Genomic DNA, 377 nt, shown 5'->3' on the forward strand with positions numbered 1-377 from the left:
CTCCGCAGGTAGGACTCGAACCTACGACCGTTCGGTTAACAGCCGAATGCTCTACCACTGAGCTACTGCGGAATAATATAATGTTTCCTAAAACCCATTTAAAGATTTAAATGAACAGCCTGGCAACGTCCTACTCTCACAGGGGGAAACCCCCAACTACCATCGGCGCTGAAGAACTTAACTTCCGTGTTCGGAATGGGTACGGGTGTGACCTCTTCGCCATCATTGCCAGACTATATTCATTTTTGAAGAGTTTTCATTCCTTCAAAACTAGATAATAAGAAGGTATTTCATTTTTTTAAAAGCGTTGGTTAAGTCCTCGATCTATTAGTATCAGTCAGCTCCACATGTCGCCACGCTTCCACCTCTGACCTATC

General features: G+C 44.3%; 1 tRNA gene and 1 rRNA gene. Both read right to left on the bottom strand.

The features are described from left to right. Window positions 1-72 (bottom strand) — tRNA-Asn (locus ACYP5M_RS26520). Between the two features lie 45 nt (window positions 73-117). Continuing rightward, window positions 118-233: ribosomal RNA gene (gene rrf, locus ACYP5M_RS26525) — 5S ribosomal RNA — on the bottom strand. Window positions 234-377: the final 144 nt, after the last annotated feature.

The sequence above is a fragment of the Peribacillus sp. N1 genome (assembly GCF_054600815.1).